The organism is Corynebacterium riegelii, assembly GCF_001263755.1.
GTDB lineage: Bacteria > Actinomycetota > Actinomycetes > Mycobacteriales > Mycobacteriaceae > Corynebacterium > Corynebacterium riegelii.
The window spans coordinates 1,804,978-1,824,811 of record NZ_CP012342.1 but is presented as its reverse complement, the minus strand read 5'-3'; the positions used below and the strand labels follow the sequence as shown (position 1 = coordinate 1,824,811).

Annotated in this window: 17 protein-coding genes; 8 read left to right on the top strand and 9 right to left on the bottom strand. The window is 60.5% G+C overall.

What is annotated here, in order from left to right; genetic code table 11:
• Complete coding sequence (rfbA, locus tag AK829_RS08875) at window positions 1-876, bottom strand: glucose-1-phosphate thymidylyltransferase RfbA (protein ID WP_052205523.1); 876 nt, start codon at window positions 874-876, stop codon at window positions 1-3.
• Between the two features lie 13 nt (window positions 877-889).
• The gene (locus AK829_RS08870) at window positions 890-1,324 is read right to left on the bottom strand and encodes a hypothetical protein (RefSeq protein WP_052205522.1); all 435 of its coding nucleotides are present in this window, start codon (window positions 1,322-1,324) and stop codon (window positions 890-892) included.
• A gap of 369 nt (window positions 1,325-1,693) precedes the next feature.
• Here AK829_RS08870 and AK829_RS08865 point away from each other — a divergent pair, with 369 nt between their 5' ends.
• Window positions 1,694-3,172 (top strand): HNH endonuclease signature motif containing protein, encoded by a 1,479-nt coding sequence (locus AK829_RS08865; RefSeq protein ID WP_052205521.1) that lies wholly within the window; start codon window positions 1,694-1,696, stop codon window positions 3,170-3,172.
• Between the two features lie 132 nt (window positions 3,173-3,304).
• On the opposite strand, the gene AK829_RS08860 is transcribed toward AK829_RS08865, so the two are convergent.
• The 6 genes from AK829_RS08860 to AK829_RS08835 all read right to left on the bottom strand — a co-directional run bounded on the left by AK829_RS08860 (window position 3,305) and on the right by AK829_RS08835 (window position 11,282).
• Window positions 3,305-4,657, bottom strand: a complete 1,353-nt coding sequence (locus AK829_RS08860; RefSeq protein ID WP_083439809.1) for a sugar nucleotide-binding protein — start codon at window positions 4,655-4,657, stop codon at window positions 3,305-3,307.
• A 150-nt stretch (window positions 4,658-4,807) separates the two neighbouring features.
• Window positions 4,808-5,800, bottom strand: coding sequence for a dTDP-glucose 4,6-dehydratase (gene rfbB, locus AK829_RS08855; protein WP_052205520.1), 993 nt, complete (start codon window positions 5,798-5,800; stop codon window positions 4,808-4,810).
• Between the two features lie 6 nt (window positions 5,801-5,806).
• Window positions 5,807-7,024: a hypothetical protein gene (locus AK829_RS08850; protein WP_052205519.1), complete on the bottom strand. Its 1,218-nt coding sequence runs from the start codon at window positions 7,022-7,024 to the stop codon at window positions 5,807-5,809.
• 14 nt (window positions 7,025-7,038) lie between these two features.
• Window positions 7,039-8,298 (bottom strand): M1 family metallopeptidase, encoded by a 1,260-nt coding sequence (locus tag AK829_RS08845; protein ID WP_052205518.1) that lies wholly within the window; start codon window positions 8,296-8,298, stop codon window positions 7,039-7,041.
• 61 nt (window positions 8,299-8,359) lie between these two features.
• Window positions 8,360-9,517, bottom strand: a complete 1,158-nt coding sequence (locus tag AK829_RS08840) for an alpha/beta hydrolase (RefSeq protein ID WP_180950505.1) — start codon at window positions 9,515-9,517, stop codon at window positions 8,360-8,362.
• 289 nt (window positions 9,518-9,806) lie between these two features.
• Window positions 9,807-11,282: an alpha/beta hydrolase gene (locus tag AK829_RS08835; protein ID WP_052205517.1), complete on the bottom strand. Its 1,476-nt coding sequence runs from the start codon at window positions 11,280-11,282 to the stop codon at window positions 9,807-9,809.
• A gap of 140 nt (window positions 11,283-11,422) precedes the next feature.
• Here AK829_RS08835 and lpdA point away from each other — a divergent pair, with 140 nt between their 5' ends.
• Window positions 11,423-12,835 (top strand): dihydrolipoyl dehydrogenase, encoded by a 1,413-nt coding sequence (gene lpdA, locus AK829_RS08830; RefSeq protein ID WP_232305713.1) that lies wholly within the window; start codon window positions 11,423-11,425, stop codon window positions 12,833-12,835.
• Window positions 12,836-13,065: 230 nt separating this feature from the next.
• Here the strand turns inward: lpdA and AK829_RS08825 are convergent, their stop codons facing one another.
• A complete protein-coding gene (locus AK829_RS08825; RefSeq protein WP_052205515.1) occupies window positions 13,066-13,536 on the bottom strand; it encodes an SRPBCC family protein in 471 nt (156 codons plus the stop codon).
• 258 nt (window positions 13,537-13,794) lie between these two features.
• Between AK829_RS08825 and AK829_RS08820 the strand changes: the two genes are divergently transcribed.
• The 6 genes from AK829_RS08820 (at window position 13,795) to AK829_RS08795 (ending at window position 19,830) form a co-directional block, all read left to right on the top strand.
• Window positions 13,795-14,568 (top strand): succinate dehydrogenase cytochrome b subunit, encoded by a 774-nt coding sequence (locus AK829_RS08820; protein ID WP_052205514.1) that lies wholly within the window; start codon window positions 13,795-13,797, stop codon window positions 14,566-14,568.
• Between the two features lie 22 nt (window positions 14,569-14,590).
• Entirely contained in the window at window positions 14,591-16,663 is a 2,073-nt protein-coding gene (locus tag AK829_RS08815; protein WP_083439808.1) for a fumarate reductase/succinate dehydrogenase flavoprotein subunit, read from the top strand.
• Window positions 16,663-17,412 (top strand): succinate dehydrogenase/fumarate reductase iron-sulfur subunit, encoded by a 750-nt coding sequence (locus AK829_RS08810; protein ID WP_052205513.1) that lies wholly within the window; start codon window positions 16,663-16,665, stop codon window positions 17,410-17,412. Before AK829_RS08815 ends, AK829_RS08810 begins: the two co-directional genes overlap by 1 nt.
• 119 nt (window positions 17,413-17,531) lie before the next feature.
• Window positions 17,532-17,903, top strand: coding sequence for a hypothetical protein (locus AK829_RS08805; RefSeq protein WP_052205512.1), 372 nt, complete (start codon window positions 17,532-17,534; stop codon window positions 17,901-17,903).
• An 89-nt stretch (window positions 17,904-17,992) separates the two neighbouring features.
• Complete coding sequence (locus tag AK829_RS08800) at window positions 17,993-19,273, top strand: DUF445 domain-containing protein (RefSeq protein ID WP_232305712.1); 1,281 nt, start codon at window positions 17,993-17,995, stop codon at window positions 19,271-19,273.
• Window positions 19,274-19,296: 23 nt separating this feature from the next.
• Window positions 19,297-19,830, top strand: coding sequence for a CGLAU_01105 family protein (locus tag AK829_RS08795; protein WP_052205510.1), 534 nt, complete (start codon window positions 19,297-19,299; stop codon window positions 19,828-19,830).
• Window positions 19,831-19,834: the final 4 nt, after the last annotated feature.

Here is a 19,834-nt window from a genome sequence, read left to right as displayed (position 1 = left end):
CTAGTCCCGTATCGTGTCTCGTACCGTGTCCAGCAGGTAGCGCCCGTAGCCGGACTTCATCACCGGCTCCGCCAAACGCTCCAGCTGCGCCGCGTCAATAAAACCCTCCCGGTACGCAGCCACCTCCGGGGAACCAATCACCGTGCCCGTACGCTTCTGGATGACCTCCACATACGCGCTGGCTTCACTCATGGAGTCAATCGTGCCGGTGTCCAACCACACATCCCCACGGTGCAGGCGGTGTACCTTCAGCTGGCCGCGCTTGAGATATGCGTCATTCACCGCAGTGATTTCCAGCTCCCCGCGCTCGCTCGGGGTAATTGACTTTGCAATCTCCACCACCGAGTTGTCGTAGAAATACAACCCCACCACCGCAAAGTTGGACTTCGGCGTTTCTGGCTTCTCCTCAATGGACAACACCGTGCCATCCGGGTCAAACTCCACCACACCATAGCGCTGCGGGTCCGACACCTCATACGCAAAGATCACGCCGCCATCCACATCGCGCGTCTCGCCCAGGATGCGGGTCAGCTCCGAGCCGTCGAAGATGTTGTCACCCAAGACTAGGGCCACCGAGTCGTCCCCAATAAAGTCCTTGCCGATGATGAACGCCTGCGCCAAGCCGTCCGGTGAGGGCTGCTCTGCGTAGGAGAGCATGAGACCGAGCTGGGAGCCGTCGCCAAGCAGCCGCTCAAATGCGGCCCTATCCTCCGGGGTGGTGATCACCAGGATCTCGCGGATGCCCGCGCTGATTAGGGTGGTCAGCGGGTAGTACACCATCGGCTTGTCATAAATGGGCATCAGCTGCTTCGAAATGCCCTGAGTAATCGGGTATAGCCGGGTGCCGGAACCGCCCGCGAGGATGATGCCCTTCATAGCAGCCTAGGGGTTAAAACGGCAGGTCAGGCAGTTGCTTGCGGACGTCCGCGAGCATCTTATCCACCTGCTCCTTATCCATCTGCAACGCCATATTCAGCAGTGCGGTGATAATGCCGATGACAAACAGGATGATGCCCGTCGTGCTCACCTCAGAGAAGTCACCCGAGGAAAACGCACGCAGAATTGTCAGCGTGTCGGACTTCTTCTCCGTGGTCGTCGGGGTGGGGGTCTTTGTGGACTTGGTTACCGTCACCGTTGGCTGGGTTGTCACGGTGGTGGTCACCGTCGAGCCCGGGGTGGGGGTTGCTGTTGGCGTTTCGGTGCCTGTTGCGGTTGCGGTTGCTGTTGCGGTTGGGGTCTCGGTTTCAGCGTCAGCGTTACTGACCAAAACAGTGGCGCACATGGCGGCTGTAGCCAGGCCAATTGCGGTGCGGGTGCGAATCATGCATGACAGTGTATGTCATCGATCGCCGCATGGTTGACTGATCGGTTGCGACATGACGGGCAAGCAGGTGCCTCGGTGTTCAACCTCTTGGGGTGACAGGTTTTGGGGCGGGGGTGTCTCCAGTTGGGCTCGGTGAGGTCTCGTTTAGCGGTGCGGTTCGAACGTTCGTTTGGCATTTTCTTATCGACGGACAGGGCGTGTGGGGGTGGCAGTCTATACTGAATGCAACCGCCAGCATGTGTGGTGAATGTGCATGCGGAAATAGTGCAATAAATGCTGGTTTACCCCTTGCGTATAGAACGGTTTGGCGGGTATAATTAGGGGTACGAAACAACGGGAACATAGGGAACACAACACTGGGGGTAGACCGTGGGCGAACCATACTTCCGCACACAGCGACCAGAAGATGCACGCAGCATCCGCAGTCAGATCATTCGCGACACCTACTGGGATGAATTCGCTCGCTTCACCACACCTGGGGCAAGCATTGATATTGATGACTTCGACGTAGAAGTAGTGGCCATCAAGCAAGCAACAGGCTGGGGTAAAGGTGAAATAGAACAAGCGATCTTCTCCCATGCACGCCTACAACACTTACCGAAGCTACGTGCCCTCCAGGCCAAGACGCGTGTGATGGATCTGCAGCATTTACGCGCCATCGATACGGTGCTTGCCGAACTTGGGCCAGAGATTACCGAGGAAGCGTATGCCGAATTCGATGAGATGTTGACTGCTACGTTTACCCCAACACGAGCCGGGCAGAACACCCCGCAAACCACGACGATTACTCGTCGTATCCGGGAGATGATTAAACGTATTGACCCAACCTGTGCCTACCAACCAAAAAGGCGCCAACAGCGAATGGCACAAGCACACGCTGCTGATGATGCGGTGACCTTTGAGGTGTCTGCACAGTCCGGCACAGTCAAAACACTGGTTACGTTGGCTACCAACCCGTTGACGGCACAGGTCGTGCGCGAGCATGTATTAGCGACTGCACGGGAGCACAAAACATCGATGGCTGATGCAATGGTGAAACTACTGTCCGGGGAAATCACCCCAACGAAAACGACCCTGCACGTGTTTGTCCCGAAGGACCGCGCACTTGGTGGGCCAGCGTACGTACTAGGGGTTGGGGAACTGACTCCGGAAGCAACCGCAGTACTGGATGACCTGCTGGCGTCAGCGAAGGTCACCGAAGTGGATATGGGGGCAGAACTTCAAGCCCATACGGATAGCTACACCCCAACGGAAGCAATGCGACGAGTCGTCTGCGCACGCCACACGCACTGTGTGTTCCCGGGATGCAACGTCCCGTCACTGAGGTGCCAGTTGGATCACCGGATTCCGTTTGGCCAGGGTGGCAAAACCACACCGGGAAACCTGTACCCGTTGTGTCAAAAGCACCACAACCTGAAAACCGATAAGCGTGGTTTCTACGTCCCGGACCCGGATACGGGTGAAATCTTGTGGCTGTTTGCCAACGGCACGTATGAAACCTGCACCCCAGACAGCTTGATTGCACACAACACGAACGCCGCGGCCCCACGGTGGAAGAGCAACCTTGAGCAAGTGTGCCAGCGTCGCAGCCGAGTGGCGCAGTTCTACGCCAAAGGCCACAAAATACTGGACGATTTTGATAACCACCACAACCTTGAACAAGCCGACGCGCAGATCGCAGCGCTGGAGGAAGAATACGGCCTTCACTTCCCGATCAAGGCGGTGTTGCCGGAGCCGTTGCCAAAAGAACCCGATTTTTCCGAACCACCATTCCCCGACCCAGAAGATGCCTACGGCTGGTCGGAAAACTACGACCCAGCAGAACTGGTCGATACCCGACCCCAATAAGGGAATGCAGGTAGCCAGGTTCAGAACCGAAAAACAGCCCGTTTTTCCGAAGGGGCACGGGGCTGTCGTGGCTTCAGGCAATGCGGGCGCTCGCAAGCAACGAGCTCCGAAACGTGTCAGCCAAAAACGCAACTACAGATGCGCAGCAAGGTGGATAGCAAGTGCCGCACGCCAATTCATCGGCTGGAACCCGGTCGCCTTGATCTTGCTCAAATCCAGCGTGGAGTGCACTGGCCGCGGCGCTTCCGGGCCGGCAATCTCGGCATACTGCTGGGTGGTCACAGGTGTTACATCCGCAGGATCCTTACCCACGCCCACGAAAACCGCCATAGCCATCTCATCCCGACCCACCGCATCACCATCAGACGACAGGTTGTACACGCCAAACTCCGCCTTCGTCCGTAGCAGGTGATCGATGCCCTTGGCCAGATCTTCCGTCCAGGTGGGGCGGCCCACCTGGTCCATGATCACGTTCACGCTCTTGTCTGCAAGGGCAAGCTTGGCCATGGTGTCCATGAAGTTCGCGCCGTCGCCAAACACCCAGGAGGTGCGGATCACGTAGTGGCGCCTCGCGGTCTGCGCCGCCGTATCGCCCGCCGCCTTGGAAGCCCCGTACGCCGACAGCGGGCTGGCGTGCTCGGCTTCGGTGTGGACTTCGACGGTGCCGTCGAAAATGTAATCGCTGGACACGTGTACCAACGTCAAGTCGTGCTCATTGGCCACCCGGGCCAGCGCCGCCGGCGCATCCGCGTTCACGGCCCAGGCGGTCGCGCGGTCAGATTCTGCGCCGTTGACGTCGTTATACGCAGCGCAATTCACAATCGCGCTGTAGCCCGAGAAGTCAAAGCCCTCCGGAATCGCCGTGATGTCAAACTCCTCGCGGGTGACATATTCCGCACGATCCTCGCCCCACAATTGACGCAGCGCCCTGCCAAGCTGCCCGTTCGCACCCGTGACTAGGACCTTCTTTGGCGGGACGGGGGTGGATTCGCTGAAGGGGGGATGTGTGGCGTCGGCAAGCGAAAGCTCTGTTGGCGCAAGCGGCCAGTCAATCTCCTTGTAGGAGCAGTACGCGTAGGTGCCGTTCGGGTTGTAACGCTGGTTGACCAGGTAAATGTAGGCCGTGTTGTCCTCCAACGTCTGGAAACCGTTGGCCACACCCCGCGGCACAAACACCGCCTGGCCAGGGCCGATCTCGATGCCGAAAGTCTCGCCGAGAGTGGAGGAGTCCTCACGCATATCCACCCAGGCGGCAAACACCCTGCCCGTGGCAACCGAGATCCACTTATCCCACGGCTCCGCGTGCATCCCACGCGTCGTGCCAGCCTTGGCGTTGAAACTGACGTTGTTCTGCTTCGGCTGCAGCAGCTGACCAGCCCAGTTCTCCTTGAACCAGCCGCGGTTATCTTCGTGCAGCGGCAGGGTTTGGACGCTCAGGCCTTCGATCGGGGTTGTTGTTTGGGGCAATTCGGGCAATTCGGACACAGCTCCTTAGAGTATCCCAGGGTTATGTGGGAGTGAATGGGGATCGGATGCAATAATTTCCCGAGATGGTGCAGCCACCTGGGCGAATGGGGGCCGAAATGCAGCAATTTCCAAATTACTGCGCAACCGCAACCCCAACGACACCCACCACTACTGCCCGCGCTGGGCGTAGGCCTCCTCAACGCCGCGCTTGGTGTCGCGCCACCACCATTCGTTCTCGCGGTACCAGTCGATGGTGCTTCCCAACCCAGCGTGCAGGTCGGTATAGCGGGGCTGCCAACCAAGCTCGGTGCGCAGTTTGGTGGCGTCCATGGTGTAGCGCTGGTCGTGGCCGGGGCGGTCGGCGACGTGCTCGAAGGTGCCACCCATCAGCGAACAGATTGTCTCGATGACCTCCTTGTTCGTGACGTGCGGGGAGCCAGCAACACTTGCGCCAATGTTATAGGTCTGGCCGATCTCGCCGTGCTCAAGGATGGTGAGTACGGCGTCGTTGTGGTCGTCCACGTGGATCCAGTCGCGGACCTGGGCGCCGGTGCCGTAAAGCTTGGCGGGCTGGCCGCACAAAATATTGGTGATCTGGCGGGGGATGAACTTCTCTACGTGCTGGTAGGGGCCGTAATTGTTAGAGCAGTTCGAGATCGTCGCCGCGATGCCGAAGGAACGCACCCACGCGCGCACCAAATGGTCGGAGCCGGCCTTGGTGGCGGAGTAGGGCGAGGAGGGGTTATACGGCGTGGTCTCTAGGAAGGCGTCGGTGCCGCCCAAAGCGAGGTCGCCAAAGACTTCGTCGGTGGAGATGTGGTGGAGGCGCTTATCAAACTTGCGCACCGCCTCAAGCAGTACAAAAGTGCCCAACACGTTGGATTGCACGAACGCGGAGGGGTCACGCAGCGAGTTGTCGTTGTGGGATTCCGCGGCGAAGTGGACCACAGTATCCGCGCGAGCAACCAGCGGCTCAACAACAGACGGGTCCGCAACATCGCCGTGGACAAACTCCACGTCCAGTCCGGCGAGGTTGTCGCGGTTGCCGGCGTAGGTAAGTTTGTCCAGCACGATCACGTCGTGCAATCCCCGCCCACACACCATGTGTACGAAGTTGGATCCGATAAACCCGGCGCCGCCGGTGACCAGCATTGTTCCCATGGCTGGCTATGCTACTCGAACCCGTGCGCCCCACAGCCCGATGACGTGCACAATCGCGCCCACCAAAGGGCCCGCGAACAGGGCGACCACCACGGCGGTAACCACACCCCACGGCGCGGCGAAAAGCACCGCGAAGGCAACCACGGAGGCGGTGAGCCACCCGGCCACGTACCACCCGTGGCGCTGCAGGGCGAGCACAGCCACGCCGGTGATCATGAGGGTGCCCATGAAAGCGGAGGCAAACGTCAGCAGCGCAAGCGTGCGCCCAGGCACGAACAGTTCCGGTGGGAATGCCAGCTGCAGAATCCACGGCCCAAGCAGCCATGCCAGCGCAAACCCGACCACACCCAGGCCGAGCACAGCCACCACCGGCCCCAAAAGTGCACGGTAGATGTGCTTTTGCTTTTCGACGAAGCGCACAACCAACGCCGCCTGAAACCTCTGCAGGGGCACCAACACTGGTGCACGCGTAAGGATCACAGCGTTGTTGATGGCGGCAACCAGGATGGATACGGAGGCATCATTATCCGGAAACGCCGCAGACACCGCGGTGGGGAACCCCGTGATCAGCGCGGCTGACGCGCCGGAGGCAAGCATGGCGGTAAAGACGCGGCCGACGAACGCCTCACGGTCCACGTCCAGCGCGATGCGGATGCGGGAGCGCGCTTCACGCGAAACACCCAGGATCACCACCCAGCTCACCGCGCCGATGACAGTGATTAACAAGAACGCAGGCAGGCCCCAGCCCAGCGCCCACGCGACCACGGCAAGCACCAGGCGGATGCCGGAATCCAGCGCAACCAGCGCCGCGTACTGGTTCCACAGCTGCGCGCCGGACAAAATACCCGAAAGTACCGCCTGGAAAACATAGCTGACCAGGCCAAACACCAGCAGCGTGGTGGCCGTGCCGGGGGACATGGGCACCCAGGCCCGCATCGCCCACAAGCCAAGGCTTAGGCCCACAAGCACCACAAACGTTGCCGCGGCAGCGCCGAAGCGCCAGGGATTCGCCGTGCCGCGAGAGCCCGTTTCGCTTGACGACGCCACAGCGCGCGTCGTTTCGTGCGTTATCCCGTCGATAAGACCCGCGGAGGCGAAAAACAACCCCCAGAACGCGGTGAAGTAACGGTAGGCGCTGCCGGTGTCCAGCGCCCAGCCAGCCACCCACATGAGCACGAACCCGGCGAGCGCCGAAAAGGCGGTGGCCAGCGTCAGGTTTCTCATGAGCTATCGGAGCCTTATCGGATCTTCGGCACGTCGGGCAGCTCCGTGTGGTTCAACCATGCGTCCATGATCCCGGCGATGTCCACGCTAGGTGCGGCCGCCTTCAGCGCATTCCTCAGATCGAAGGGCTCCACAATGCCGTGCGTGGACTTGGCCACATAGGAGCGCACCCCGCTAAAGAACGCCTCATCACCCATGGCGGCGCGCAGCGCGTGCAGGGTGATCGCGCCGCGCTTGTACACCCAGTCATCAAACATGTGGCGCGGGCCCGGGTTGGCAAGGGTCACGGTGGGGGTGGGGAGTTTGGCGTAGTGGTGGTTCACGGAGGCGTCGATAAGCATGCTGCCCTGCGCATCAGCCCACAGCCACTCGGCGTAGCAAGCGAAGCCCTCATTGAGCCAAATGTCATCCCACTGCGCGATACCCAGTGAGTTACCAAACCACTGATGAGCCAGCTCATGGGCAATTAGGCGCTCATTGCCGCGCGTGTGGTTGCGGCCAAAAATGGACTGGCCGGCCGCCTCAAGCGGGATCTCCAACGTCTCATCGTGCACGATCGCCGTGTAATGCTCATAGGGGTACGGCCCGAAGCAAGTCTCGAAGAAGTCCAGCATCTCCTGCTGCTTGGCAAAATCCCCTAACTGCAGGCCGCGCGGCAGGTACGCGCTGGTGTTGCGGCCAAGTTTGTGGTGCACAAACTGGCCAACGTTCACAGTGGCCAGGTAGGTGGGCAGCGGGCGAGACGTCTGCGTGGCAATGACCTGATACGGCTGGTCCGGACGCAGCGTAATGCGATACGTGGCCTTCTCATCAGGCGTGTCATCGCACGGGAACCACGTGGGCGCGCCATTCGGCTGGTTCGCAGTCAACGCGCCGTTTTCCAGCTCCTCCCACCCCAGCTGGCCCCAAGACGTACGACGCGGGCGCGGGGTGCCCGTGTACCGAATAGTCAGCTGGAACTCCGTATCCACCGCAATATCCTGCGTAAACGTGATGCGCAGCTTGTTGCGGTAATGACGGAAACGCTTAATCTCCCCATGCGTTGTGGTGACGCTGCGCACCCGCAGGTTATCCATCAAATCCAACGTCATGTGGTTCAAATCGCGCCACGGCGTCAACGTCAACGTGGCGGTGGCGTCCACATAGTTCGGACCCACCTTGTAGTTCATCGCCACGTCATAATGCGTGACGTGGAACCCCAAGTTGAAGTCCACGCCCGTGTACTGATCACGATGCCCGGGGACCGGGGTTGAGCGGAGCCGATGAGTAGTCATAATGTTCGGCCATTCTAGCCCGCCGCGGCACAGGGCTGGTTATCGCTAGCTTGGGTCGGGGCTACATCCCAAACGCCGGGGCGATGGTGGTGAACCAGGACTTCTCCAGATCCTCACGCCAGTACGGCCAGGAGTGGGTGCCCACATTGCGCATCTCGTACGTTGCCGGAATGTTCAACGCGTCGAGCTTCGTCTTCAGGTCATGGGTGCACTGGTTGATCGCGGCCTCAATCGCACCGCCCTCAACCTGCAGCGTTACGGCAGCAACCTGCGCAACAACCTCAGGAGCGCCCTGGCCAATCAGGTAGCTCACCTGGTCCTGGCGGCCCGCAAGGCCTGTAGCGGAAGAGATGTAGAGCGCGGTGCCGCGCAGGCGCTCAGCGTTGAGCAGCGCGTCGTTCCAGCGGTTGTACGGCCCGCCCATCGGACCCCACATCATCTCCGGGGTAACGGTTTTGAAGTCAGAGTAGCCACCGCGGTTCACCGTCACGCGGGCGAAGTTGTAGCCGTGCAGCGAGCTTGTAGACGCACACCCGGAGAACGACGCCGCCGCATCATAAAAGCCCGGATTGTGCTGCGGCAGCAACAGCGAAGACGTGGCGGACATGGAGAAACCAACAATCGCACGACGGTTGTCAGCGTTTAAGGTGCGCTCAATCGGGCCCGGCAGCTCCTTGGTCAGGAACGTCTCCCACTTCTGCGGTCCGCGCAGGTAGTTGGTGTTGAGGTTCGTCTCCACCCAGTCGGTGTAGTAGGAAAACGCGCCCGCCTGCGGGATAACCACGTTGACGCCCTTACCGGCGAAGAAATCCTTCACCGGCGCCATCTTCAGCCAGTCCTGGTTCTGCTCCGCGCCGCCAGCGCCGTTGAGCAGGTAGATGGTCGGCGCGTTTGCCACGCGCTGGCCCTGCGGGTTCGTCGCCGGCACAACGGCAACAGGGATGTCCCTGTTCATCGACGGCGAATGGACCAGGTAGCTCAGCACCGTCTTGTGGTCTACCTGCTGGGTCCATTCTTGAGGACGATTCGCGTTGACCACCATTGGCGGGTTCGCCTTAGCGTCCCAAAGCTTGATCGTGCCCACCGGCGTCTGGCCAGCAACTTGGGCGGGTGTAACAGTCGCCGCGTTGGCTGGGATAGTTGCGGTGACGGTACCCGTGGTGATTGCAGCCGCGGTCAGGGCGGCAAGGACTGCAGATGCGGTGCGCTTCAGGCTCATGACTGGCTATATTACGGTCACACAAGACAAATTGTGTAACAATAATGAACAATTGCCACTTCGTGTCTCAAGAAACATCAAGAAAAGGACAGTGAACAATGATCATTGAAAACGCACAGCTGCAGATCAACGAGCTCCTCGGCCAGCTGCTCCACTTCGGCTCCTCTGCGTCCTCCCAGATCGCCTTCGGCCTAGGCATGTTCTAAAACCCTAAAACGCAAAAAAAACATCGGGTAAGCGGTTATGCGCCGCTACCCGATGTTTTTGTTTTGTAAGGCTTTTCGCTGACCTACTCGCTCTCAAACAGTGCCGGGCGGATGACCTTCTCCCAAGACACCTTCAGGTCATCGCGCCACAGCGGCCAGGAGTGGGTGCCAACCGGACGCTTATTAAAGTAGGTATCCACGCCCAGGCTGTTCAGCTTGGTATTGAAGTCATGCGTGCAAGCGTTCATCGCGGCCTCAATTGCGCCACCCTCAACCTGCAGCGTGAGCGCCGCACTCAGCGCCTCCGTGGAACCGGAGTTCTCACGCAGGTAGCTCAACATATCCGTCTGGCCAGCAAGACCCGTGCCTGCAGAGAGGTAGAACTTGGTCTTGGTTACTCCGCTTTCACCAACCAAGTTGTCCGCCATCACCAACGCATCGTTGTAGCGGTTGTAGTCAGACCCGCGCGGACCCCAAATGTTTTCCGGCGTAATGTTGCCCGCACCTGCGGAGCCACGGTTGACCGTCAGACCCGCAAAGAAGTTTGGCAGCGGGGTAGAGGTGGCAGCGCAGCCGGAGAAGGAACCGACAGCGTCAAACATATCCGGGTTGTGTACTGCCAAAAGCAGCGAGGATGTTGCGGACATGGAGAAACCAGTCACGGCGCGCTTACCGTTGGCGTCCAGGTAGTTTTCCACCGACGGGATCATTTCCTTAGCCAGGAACGTCGACCACTTCTGCTCACCCTTGAAGTACTTGCCCTTCTCTGGGGTGCTCAGCCAGTCCACGTAGTAGGAAAACGCGCCCTCCATCGGAATGACCACGTTCACCGGCTCATTGCCCAGTACCGCCTTCACGGTCTCCGGGGCCACTGCCAGCCAGTCCGTGTTCTGCTCCGAACCACCAGCGCCGTTGAGCAGGTAGTAGGTCGGGGCCTTAATTGGGTTGCCGTCCTTATCTACTGCGCGGATCAACGCCACAGGGATCTTGCGGTCCATTGCCTCGGAGTACACCGTGACAGCCTCAGCGCCACGGAAGTTCTTGAGTTCAGCGAACCACTCTTGCGGGTTGCCCTTGTAATCCACCGGAGCCTCGGTGAGCGGTGCGATCTCCATGAAATTCTCGGCGTCCGACTCGGTGTCAGACTCAGCCGGCTCCGGCATGTTGTCTGCCTCTTCGCCAGTCGCCTCCGGCTTCAACGCATCCTTTGCCTGCTTCAACAGACCCTCGCGGTCACCGTCCGGCACCGAAGCACCGTCAATATCAGCAACGTCCTTCGGTTCTTTCGCTTGCGTTGTCTCCGTTACTTCACCAGTGGTTGCTGCAGCGGCAGTAGCAGCAGCAGTAGTAGTTGCGCTGGCATTGGTGGTGGCGGCTGGGGTGGTTTCCGTAGACGTCGGCAAGCTGGAAGTGCTCTCAGACACTGCGGGTTGCACGCGCTCGACGGTCACAAGCCCCTGGGAAGACTCGGCGGCTTGGAAGTGGCCGGCCGCAGGGACAGCGCCTGCGGCAATTGCTACGGCTGCGACGGCAGCAAGGGCCGGACGCGTGATCTTCATACAGATGACTCGCTTTTCTTTAGAAAATGGTGGGAACAAGCAGCAGCTCCCCTGTCACTTCCACATATATTGCCAGACTTGCCAAACATTACGCGCCACTCCCGCCCACACAGCTTGCTAACCGACGTATCCTATTGGGCGTGACTAAAGAACATTTTGACGTTGTTGTCCTCGGCGCTGGCCCCGGTGGCTATGTCGCCGCCATCCGCGCTGCACAGCTTGGAAAGAAAGTTGCTGTCATTGAGAAGCAGTACTGGGGCGGTGTGTGCCTGAACGTGGGCTGCATCCCGTCCAAGGCACTGATCAAGAACGCAGAGGTTGCGGAGATCTTCAACCACGAGGCGAAGACCTTCGGCATCAAGGGTGACGTGGAGTTCGACTACACGGACGCCCACACCCGCTCCCGCAAGGTCTCCGAGAAGATCGTCGGCGGCGTCCACTACCTGATGAAGAAGAACAAAATCACCGAGGTCAACGGCCTCGGCTCCTTCACGGACGCCAAGACCATCGAGATCACCGAAGGCGATGACAAGGGCAAGGTCATTACTTTCGACGATTGCATTATCGCCACCGGCTCCGTCGTCCGCACCCTGCCCGGCATCGAGCTGTCGGACAACGTTGTCTCCTTCGAAGAGCAGATCCTCAACCCGGATGCACCGAAGACCATGGTCATCGTCGGCGCCGGCGCCATCGGCATGGAGTTTGCCTACGTCCTGTCCAACTACGGCGTAGACGTCACCGTTGTTGAATACATGGACCGCGTCCTGCCGAACGAAGACAAGGACGTGTCCAAGGAGATTGCGAAGCGCTACAAGAAGCTCGGCGTGAAGCTGCTCACCGGCCACGCCACCACCGCCGTGCGCGACAACGGAGACTCCGTTGAGGTGGACGTAAAGAAGAACGGCACCGACTCCGTTGAGACCCTGACCGTGGACCGCGTCATGATCTCCGTCGGCTTCGCACCGCGCACCGAAGGCTACGGCCTGGAGAACATCGGCGTTGAGCTGACCGACCGCGGCGCCATCGCTATCGACGAGCGCATGCGCACCAATGTCGACGGCATCTACGCAATTGGCGACGTGACGGCGAAGCTCCAGCTCGCCCACGTAGCCGAAGCACAGGGCATCGTCGCAGCCGAGACCATCGCGGGCGCAGAGACCCTCGAAATCGAGGACTACATGATGACCCCGCGCGCCACCTTCTGCAACCCGCAGGTTGCCTCCATGGGGTATACCGAAGAGCAGGCCAAGGAGAAGTGGCCGGACAAAGACATCAAGGTTGCTACCTTCCCGTTCTCCGCAAACGGCAAGGCAGTCGGCCTGGCGGAGGCAAACGGCTTTGCCAAGCTGGTCGCTGATGGTGAGTTCGGCGAGATCCTCGGCGCCCACTTCGTTGGCCCGCACGTCTCCGAGCTTCTGCCGGAGGTTGTCCTTGCACAGCGCTTCGACCTGACCGCAGGCGACATCGCACGCTCCATCCACATCCACCCGACCCTGTCCGAGGTGGTCAAGGAGATCGCGCACGGCGTTGAAGGCCACATGATCAACCTGTAGCGCTGGCGTCTGCGCCGCGTGGCGCAGGTTCCACGCAGTTTGCAGCTACCTACCTGCAGCTACCAGTGAAAAAATCGCTTGGTAGCCGGGTCTAGGTAGCTGCAAACGCGTTTTTTTGGGGATCGCGCGGGGGCGCTGGGGGCGCTGGTCGGGGGCGGAGGGGAAAGAAAAACGCCAACCCTGAGGTGGGGTGGCGTTTGGGGGGTTAGACGTGGACGTCGATAAGCAAGCTAGCTCCCGGACACCGCTGCGGCGAGCGAGTCGAGAGACTTGGTCAGGAAAGCATCATCGAAGGACTCGCTGAACTTACGAACCGGGTCCAGCTCGATCTCATCGCGCAGGTAGGTCAGAGTGACGCGGGTGCTGTCAGCATCGATCGGCTCAAGCTCGTAGAGCCACTTCGCGCCAACACGGACGCCTGCGGTGGTGTTTTCCACATTCTTCCAGCCAATAATGCGGTCCTGCTGGAATGCGAAGACCTCGTTGGTGGTCTGGTAATCACCATCTTCCTTCGTCATGTTCATAGTGAAGGTGTCACCGACCGCCTTGATGCGCTCAGCCTTGTCGGCGGAGACCACCATGCCGGAGCCATCAGTTTCGGGGTGGCGCTCCGGGTTGGAAAGAAGGTCAAAGATCTCCTTCGCCGGTGCGTCGATGTCACGGATTACTTGGTTTTGATCGTTTTGGTTTGCGTCAGTCATGGCGCCAAGAGTACCAAAACACAAGGTTAGGGCATGCTTACCAACCAAAGTATGACGCTAAAAGGGGTAGCGGCGGCGGGACGTGGGCAAGATCACAAAAGGGGCCGTAAAGATGGAAATGCCCTACGTAAAGGTGGGGCAGGAGTAAATGAAACGGGGGGAACCTGAAGAAGCTGGGAAGCGGCTGGCAAACCTCTCGACTGAAAGTTCACACATGTGGCGTCCGTTACTTAGAGTGAAAACGACACTGGAGGTGCCATGACTGTAAAAAACGCAGACCGTGAAGCCATTCGTCACGGAAAAATTACTGAAACGCCGCTGCGCGAGCGGCCGTCATTCCCAACTTGGGCTTTGAAGCTCACCATGGCCATCACCGGCCTGATCTTTGGCCTGTTCGTGCTGGGTCACATGGTGGGTAACCTGAAGATCTTTATGCCGCTGCACGCCAACGGCGTCGCCCCCATCGATGAGTATGGCGAGTTCCTGCGCACGATGGGTGAGCCGCTGTTCCCGCGTGAGGGCTTCCTGTGGATCATCCGCATCGTGTTGCTTGCCTGCCTGGTGCTGCACGTGTGGGGCGCATTCGCACTGCACGGTCGTTCCAAGCGTTCCCGCGGCAAGTTCAAGCGCACGAACCTCATGGGCGGCTGGCAGCCGACGGCGACCCGTTCCATGCTGATTACGGGCGTTATCCTGCTGCTGTTCCTGATCTTCCACATTCTGGATCTGACCATGGGCCAGGTCGTTGCGTCCGACGCGTTCGTACACGGCGCTGTTCGCGACAACCTGCTGGCTACCTTCGCTCCTGAGCGTTGGCCGGTCACGCTGTTCTACGTTTTGGCAATGGTTGCGCTGTGCCTGCACCTCACCCACGGTGTGTATCTCGCGGTATCTGACCTGGGCTGGTTGGGCGAGCGCGGCAAGGGCCTGATGGTGATTCTGGCGTACGTGCTGCCGTTCATCGTTGTCATTGGCAACATTGTGATGCCGATCGCGCTGGCATTCGGCGCCGTTCCTGGGTTCACTCGCTAAAGGCTGAAATAGGAGAAAAACTATGACTACCCCAATTTCCGCGACGCAGGGCGCATCCGGCGAAACGCAGGACACCCTCGCCGCTACCAAGGGCGCTGACGTCAACGCGGGTTTCCGCCAGCCTGAGTCTGTCGTTCCGGGCGTAACCCCGGGCGAGATCCTGGCCAGCAACGAGCCGAACCGTGACGAAGTGCGCATGAAGGACATGTGGCAGTACGCGAAGGACCACATGGAGCTGGTCTCTCCGCTGAACCGCCGCAAGTTCACCGTCTTGGTTGTGGGCACCGGCCTCTCCGGCGGCGCAGCTGCTGCCGCACTCGGTGAGCTGGGCTACAACGTGAAGGTCTTCACCTACCACGACGCACCGCGTCGTGCGCACTCCATTGCTGCACAGGGTGGCGTGAACTCCGCCCGCGGCAAGAAGGTGGACAACGACGGCGCTTACCGCCACACCAAGGACACCGTCAAGGGCGGCGACTACCGCTGCCGCGAGTCCGACTGCTGGCGCCTGGCTATTGAGTCCGTGCGCGTGATCGACCACATGAACGCGATCGGCGCTCCGTTCGCTCGTGAGTACGGCGGCACCCTGGCCACCCGTTCCTTCGGTGGTGTGCAGGTTTCCCGTACCTACTACACCCGTGGCCAAACAGGCCAGCAGCTGCAGCTGTCCACCGCTTCGGCGCTGCAGCGTCAGATCCACCTAGGCAACGTGGAGATCTTCACCCACAACGACCTGATGGACCTGATTATCACGGAGAAGGACGGCAAGAAGCACTGCTCCGGCATTGTCACCCGTAACCTGATCACCGGCGAGCTGGCCGCGTTCACCGGCCACGCAGTCATCCTGGCTACCGGCGGTTACGGCAACGTGTACCACAAGACCACGTTGGCGAAGAACTCCAACGCTTCCGCGATGATGCGTGCGTACGAGCGTGGCGCTTACCTGGCGTCCCCGTGCTTCGTGCAGTTCCACCCGACCGGCCTTCCGGTCAACGCGTCCTGGCAGGCAAAGACCACCCTGATGTCCGAGTCCCTGCGTAACGACGGTCGTATTTGGACCCCGAAGGAAAAGGGCGACGATCGCGATCCGAACACCATCCCGGAAGACGAGCGCGACTACTTCCTGGAGCGTCGCTACCCGGCGTTCGGCAACCTGGTGCCGCGTGACGTTGCATCCCGTGCGATCTCCCAGCAGCTCAACGCTGGCTTCGGTGTGGGCCCGCTGCGTAACTCCGCATACCTGGACTTCTCCGACGCCATTGAGCGTCTGGGTGAAGAAACGATCCGTGAGCGTTACTCGAACCTCTTCGAGATGTACGAGGACTCCACGGGTGCAGACCCGTACAAGGAGCCGATGCGTATTGCTCCGACCGTGCACTTCACCATGGGTGGCCTGTGGACGGACTTCAACGAGATGACCTCCATCGACGGCCTGTTCGCTGCCGGTGAGTGCTCCTGGACCTACCACGGTGCAAACCGCCTGGGCGCTAACTCGCTGCTGTCCGCTTCCGTTGACGGTTGGTTCACCCTCCCGTTCACCATCCCGAACTACCTGGCGCACCACCTGGGCGAGGCAGCCCTGGATCTGGAGGCGCCGGAGGTGAAGGAAGCGCTGACCCGCACCCAGGACCGCATCGATGCTCTGATGAACATCGAGCCGGTAGAGCCGCACGGCCCGGAGTACTTCCACGAGCAGCTCGGCGCAATCCTCTACGAGCACTGTGGCGTTGCCCGTACCGTTGAGGGCCTGCAGGAGGGCATTCAGAAGGTCCGCGCACTGCGCGAGGACTTCTGGCGCAACCTGCACATCCCGGGCGGCCAGCACGATATGAACCAGACGCTCGAGGCTGCGCTTCGACTGCTGGATTACATCAACCTGGGCGAGCTGATGTGTGTGGACGCTCTGGACCGCGACGAATCCTGTGGCGCGCACTACCGCATGGACCACCTCACCGAAGACGGTGAGGCAGAGCGCGACGATGAAAACTGGTGCTTCGTGTCGGCGTGGGAGCCGGCAGGTGACGGCCAGTTCATCCGCCACGCTGAACCCCTGTTCTTCGATTCGATCCCGCTGATGGCAAGGAACTACAAGTAATGAAACTGACACTTGAGATCTGGCGTCAGGCCGGACCCGACACCGACGGCGCATTTGAGACTGTCCAGGTGGACGACGCTGTAGAGCAGATGTCCATCCTGGAGCTGCTCGACCACGTCAACAACCAGTACGTTGAGGCTGGCAAGGAGCCCTTCACCTTCGCACACGACTGCCGCGAGGGCATCTGTGGCACCTGTGGCCTGAACGTGAACGGCCGCCCGCACGGCGCTGGTAAGAACACCACCGCCTGCCTGCAGCGTCTGTTCAACTACAAGGATGGCGACACGCTGCGCATTGAGCCGTTCCGCTCCGGGGCGTTCCCGGTTATCAAGGACCTGGCTGTGGACCGTTCTGCACTGGACCGCGTTATGCAGCAGGGCGGCTACGTCTCTGTCAACGCTGGTACCGCACCGGACGCTGACACGCTGCACGTCAACCACCACGACGCTGAGCTGGCACTGGATTACGCAGCCTGCATCGGCTGCGGCGCCTGTGTGGCTGCCTGCCCGAACGGTGCTGCGCACCTGTTCACTGGCGCCAAGCTGAAGCACCTCAAGCTGCTTCCGCTGGGCCAGCAGGAGCGCGCACGTCGTGCACGCAAGATGGTGGATGAGCTGGAGACCAACTTCGGTCACTGCTCCCTCTACGGCGAGTGCGCCGATGTCTGCCCGGCAGGCATCCCGCTGGATGCCGTTGGCGCCATCAACGCAGAGCGCGCACGCGCAGCGTTCAAGGGCGGCGACGACTAAAAACAGCTTTCAGCTACGGTTCATGCGCCCTAGGGCGCATGCCGTATACTGAACCGTGATATTTCACCTGGAAACCCCTGGAAAACTGTTCCAGAAAAACTGACGCAAAGGACATGAACATGGCATCCCAGCACGCGGTTGCAGACATCCAGTCGGAGTCGTTCCCGGACTACCAGACGCAGCTGCAGGACTCCTACATTGAGGGCTACGACCCGGTTTCCCTCGGCGCTCCGCACTCCTCGCTGCTGCGCCACAGCACCTGGCTGTCCATGGCGTTCATCCTTGCGTTCCTGTACGGCCTGGGCATCTTCGTTTGGGGCCTGTGCGCCAAGTACGTTGGCTGGGGCGCTCAGACGCAGGATTACTCCTCCATCCTGATGATCCTCGGTGGCATTGAGATGGTGGCCTGCGTCATCCTCGCAGCAGTGCTCTTGGGCATTGGCCGCAAGGACTACAAGAACTACCGCAAGACCACGGGCCGCGTGAACTAACACGGACTAACAACCTAACACGGACTAACCCCCGTAAAACAGCTCCCCGCTTCCACCTGGAGGCGGGGAGCTTGTGTTTAATCGAGGGCATGTCACATGTGATGGAGATGCCGTCGCCAAGCAATGAGGCTCAGCGGCGGCGGACGCTGCGAAACCACAAGATCTTTGTCACCAGCCTGCTCGGGGTGGCGGCGGTGATCTTTTTGGCGTGTTCCTGGTGGCAATCCCAAGGCACCGCGCCCGGCTGGGTGGGCTACGTGCGCGCCGCGGCGGAAGCCGGCATGGTTGGCGGGCTGGCGGACTGGTTTGCTGTCACCGCGCTGTTTAAGCATCCGATGCGGATCCCGATCCCGCACACCGCGATCATTCCGAACAAGAAGGACCAGGTTGCGGACGCGCTGAGTGAGTTTGTCAGTGAGAACTTCCTCAACGCCCAAACCATTACCAGCAAGGTGATGGAGGCTCGCATCCCTGAACGGGTGGGTAAGTGGCTGGTGCAGCCAGCGAACGCGGAGCGGGTGAGTGCGGAGCTGGGCACGTTTGCGGCGCGCATGATTCGCGGCATCAACCCGAAGGATGCGGAGGCCTTCCTGCAAACCTATGTGGTGGATCGCGTCGCTGAGCCGATCTGGGGTCCGCCGCTCGGCAGGATGCTGGAGGGCTTTATTGCGGACGGCAAGGTGGAGCCCGTCGTCGACGACATCCTGGCGTGGGCGCGCACAAAGGTCGACGAGATGGAAGAGCCCATTGTCACCACCATTGACCAGCGCATGCCCACGTGGGCGCCGCAGTTTGCCAAAGACCTCGTCGGTGCGCGCGTGTACCGGGAGCTGACGGAGTTCGTGGCGGATGTGGATGAGGACGAAAACCACCAGGCTCGCCGCGCGATCCGCCGCACCATCAACCAGTTCGCGCAGGACCTGCAGTTTGACGGCTCGATGATCAGCCGCGTCGAGGACATCAAGGCCGATGTAATGGCCTCGGCTGCTGTTACCGCTGCGCCCGGGCAGATGTGGGAGCAGCTGTCCACCACGTTGTTGGGGATGGTGGAGGATGGGGGTTCGGCGTTGCGTCGACAAGCAACAAGCTCCATTGAGCACTGGGGCATGCTGCTTGCCGACGACCCGTCGACCCGCGCCACCGCCACCCAAAAACTCGAAACCGCGGTCCACTTCGCGGCGGAAAACGGTGCCGACCAGATTGTGGGCATCATCGCGGAGACCATCCAGGCGTGGGACGGCGCGGAGGCCGCGGACAAGATCGAGCTGATGGTGGGCAAAGACCTGCAGTTCATCCGCCTGAACGGAACTTTGGTCGGTGCACTGGCCGGGTTGGTTATTTACACTGTGAGCCAAGTGCTGTTTTTCTAGATTTTGAAACTACGGAGGAAACAATGACTGAGAACAACACCAACAACAACACCGAAAACCAGGAGATCCGCGACAACCTGCGCGAGGTCGGCGACGCCCTGCTGTCTGCCGGCTCCGCACTGGGTGCCGCCGTGGGCAAGTTTGTAGACGGCCTGCCGGAGCGCGTGGCTAACGCTAGCGAGAAGGCTCGTGAGACGCTGAACACCGCCACCACGGACGGTGAGGTTAGCTCTGTTGCCACCAACTTTGCCAACGAGGCAGAGAAGCTGTTCAACTCGTTCCGCGAGCGTGACCTGAAGTTCTCCGAGGACGCAAAGAACACCGTGATGGATGCCATCGGCGATATCCGCGAGAGCTTTAACAAGCGCCTTGAGAACGTGGACACCGAAGGCGCAGAGAAGGCGTTTAATGAGGTGCGTGACCGCTTTGAGAACCTGGCGCGACGCGTCCAGGAGCAGTTCGCCGAAGCGAAGGAGACGGCAGAGGAAGCAGTGCAGGACGCTGCAGGCGACGTCATCGACGGCGAGGTTGTCGAGGATACGGATTCCACCAAGTAGGGTG